Origin of the sequence: Corallococcus praedator (assembly GCF_003612125.1) — a bacterium.
Lineage (GTDB): Bacteria > Myxococcota > Myxococcia > Myxococcales > Myxococcaceae > Corallococcus > Corallococcus praedator.
This window is the reverse complement of sequence record NZ_RAWI01000662.1, coordinates 1-2,731: the sequence shown is the minus strand read 5'-3', so window position 1 is coordinate 2,731 and position 2,731 is coordinate 1. Positions and strand designations below refer to the sequence as shown.

General features: G+C 70.8%; 3 protein-coding genes and 1 pseudogene. 3 read left to right on the top strand and 1 reads right to left on the bottom strand.

Going from position 1 to position 2,731, the window contains the following annotated elements; translation table 11 throughout:
* The coding region (locus tag D7Y13_RS40545) for a threonine aldolase family protein (protein ID WP_244222453.1) at window positions 1-495 on the top strand (495 nt) is incomplete at its 5' end.
* Window positions 496-754: 259 nt separating this feature from the next.
* Window positions 755-1,780, top strand: a complete 1,026-nt coding sequence (locus tag D7Y13_RS40540; protein WP_120586159.1) for a M23 family metallopeptidase — start codon at window positions 755-757, stop codon at window positions 1,778-1,780.
* Window positions 1,781-1,802: 22 nt separating this feature from the next.
* Here D7Y13_RS40540 and D7Y13_RS40535 read toward each other — a convergent pair whose 3' ends face one another.
* A complete protein-coding gene (locus D7Y13_RS40535) occupies window positions 1,803-2,072 on the bottom strand; it encodes an HU family DNA-binding protein (protein ID WP_120535979.1) in 270 nt (89 codons plus the stop codon).
* Window positions 2,073-2,396: 324 nt separating this feature from the next.
* Between D7Y13_RS40535 and D7Y13_RS40530 the strand changes: the two are divergent.
* A pseudogene (locus tag D7Y13_RS40530) lies at window positions 2,397-2,731 on the top strand (DUF1565 domain-containing protein); the annotation flags it as partial.

Sequence of the window (2,731 nt, the reverse complement as noted above, 5' to 3'; positions counted from 1 at the left end):
GAGGTGGCGGCGGGCAAGCCGGCGTCCGCGTGGGCGTCGCTGACGGACTCCACGTCGGTGTGCTTCTCGAAGGGGCTGGGGGCGCCGGTGGGCTCGGCGCTGGCGGGAAGGGCGGACGTCATCCGCGAGGCGCGGCGGCTGCGCAAGCGGCTGGGAGGAGGCATGCGGCAGGCAGGCATCCTCGCGGCGGCGGCGCTGTACGCGCTGGAGCACCACGTGGAGCGACTGGCCGAGGACCACGCCAACGCGCGTCGGCTGGCGCAGGGGCTCTCCCAGGTTCCGGGCGTGACGGTGGACCTGTCGAGGGTGGAGACGAACATGGTGTTCGCGGACCTCGCGCGCCCCGCGGCGGAGGCCTCCGCGCTGCTCCTGAAGCAGGGCGTCCTGGCCAATGCCACGGGCCCCCATTCCATCCGCCTCGTCTGCCACCTGGACGTGTCCACGGCGGACATCGACGACGCCCTGGCGCGGATCCGGAACGCCTTCGCCAGCTGACGGCGGAGCCGGGGTCTCGGAGTGTCCTGACTCCTGACGCAGGGGGAAGCTGGCCGCTCGCCAGCGAACACCCGCATGGGACTTCAGGGCGTGCAACGCGGGGCCGCGCAACCCGTGAGGCCCGCTTGCCTCATCGTGCCGGGTAGGCCCCGGCCGCCCCGTGCCGGGTGCGGACCGCACGCACCGGCGCCCACCCGGGTCGATGATCCGCCCGCCCGAAACAGGTGCGTGGGCCGGTGCATGGTAGGCTCGCCGCGCCGTGCGCCGACCCGCCGTCCTCGCCCTGCTGGCCCTCTCTGCCTGCGCTACGCCGCGCGCGGAGAAGATGAGCTTTGAGGAGCTGTACGCGACCTCGGGCGACGGCGCCTCCTTCAGCGAATCCACGCCCTTCCTCCCGCACGAGCCGGAACACGCCCGGGGCCCGCTCACCCCTGAGCGTTCCCCTGAACTCGACGCCGCGCTCGCGTCCTTCGCGGACAAGGCCCGCGCGCACCGCGAGAAGGTCCAGCGCGGCAGCGTGATGCCCCCCGAACAGGCGCGGAACTGGGCGGAGATGAACGCGGCCCTGGACGTCTTCCTGTCCCGGCCGGTGGAGCGCACGGACAGCCGCGACCTGACGCGCGCCCGGGGCATCATGGAGGCCGAACTGGAGCAGGACGCACGCCTCTACGGCGACATGCCCGGTCCGCTCGCGGAAGCCGTGGTGCTGCGCGTGGGCCGCCTCATCGTGCGCGCGTCCACCCTGCGCCGCTGGGAGCTGCCGCCCGAACCTTCCGGGCCGCCGCGCCTCGCCTGGCCCGTGGAGCCGGTCACCATCACCAGCCTCTACGGGGAGCGCTGGCACCCCATCACCGGCCAGCTCCGCCGCCACCTGGGCGTGGACCTCGCGGCCCGCCGGGGTCAGGTCGTCAGCGTCGCGCAAAGGGGCGTCGTCCTACGCGCCGGGTGGAACGGCGACCATGGGCAGCAGGTGGAGGTGCAGCACGACGGCCAGTGGGTCACCCGCTACAGCCACCTGTCCCAGGTGCTGGTGACGACCGGAGAGGTGCTGGCGAGCGGTGACGTGGTCGGGCTCGCGGGGGACACGGGCCTGGCGACCGGTGTCCACGTCCACTTCGAACTCTGGCACGACGGCAATTCCCTGGACCCGCTGGAGGCGCTCGTCACGCCCGAAAGCTCCCCGGAGGCTCCCCAGGAGGAGCGGCCCGTGGCCCGGCAACTGCCGCAAGCTCCCGCCCTCACGTCCCAGGGGCGTCACCCGAGTGCGACGGGTTCGCGCCCCTGAGGGGGACGGTCCTGCTTGCTGGCTACAGCGAGTTCTTCAGCTCCTTGGCCGGCCGGAAACCGACCGTCTTCGACGCCTTGAGCTTCATCATCTCGTTGGTCTGCGGGTTGCGAATCTTCCGCGCCTTGCGCGAGCGCAGCGACCAGGTGCCGAACCCCGGGTAGCTGAAGCGCGTGTCCTTCTTCACCGCCTTGCCGATGTTGTTGAAGACGATGTCGAGGATCTGGGCGGCGGACTTCTTCGTGAGCCTCGACTGCGCAGCCACCACCTCCACGAGCTCTGCCTTGGTCATGACACCCCTCCCTCTTGCGTTGTCTGGCGTTGAACGAGCGGATGGCGGAGGTAACAAATCGAGCTTTCGACTGTCAATGCGCCACCCGCTCCCAGGCCGGAAATTCGGCCTCCGGATGAAAACTGGGCTTCACAAAATACACCCTGTAGAGAGAGGGAGGATCGCATCTTTTGATACATCCTCACACCCCCCCTTCTTCGGAAGTGGGGGTTGATCGGCTGATGATCGATTGCGGATGAAAGTCTTTGAGAAATCGATCACTTAGCAACGGGTCCTGATCCAGTTCCAGCAGGACGCCGTCGAGGGGCTAGAGTGCCTGCCCGCGTGCCATCCCGACTCCTGCCCTGGTTCCTGGTCCTGGTGTGTGCCTGCGCGCGGCCGGCGCTGAAGCCGGCGGTCCCGGGCGAACTCTGGGTGGACGCGGCCGTGGCGGGAGGGGATGGCACGCGGGAGCGCCCCCTCCGCTCCCTCTCCGAGGCCCTGGCCCGGCCTGGCCCCCTCCTCGTGCACCTGGCCCCCGGTCGCTACGAAGGCCCCTTCCGGCTGCCAGGGGGGATCCGGCTGGTGGGCGCGGGCCCCTTCACGGTGCTGACGGCGCCCAACCCGGCCACCGGCGTGGTGGAGGCCGGGGGCGAAGCCTCCTTGGAGTCCCTGGCGGT

What these genes read in the sequence shown, in the direction of transcription:
- D7Y13_RS40535 (WP_120535979.1), bottom strand. Translation starts at nt 2,072, where the DNA reads ATGACCAAGGCAGAGCTCGTGGAGGTGGTGGCTGCGCAGTCGAGGCTC.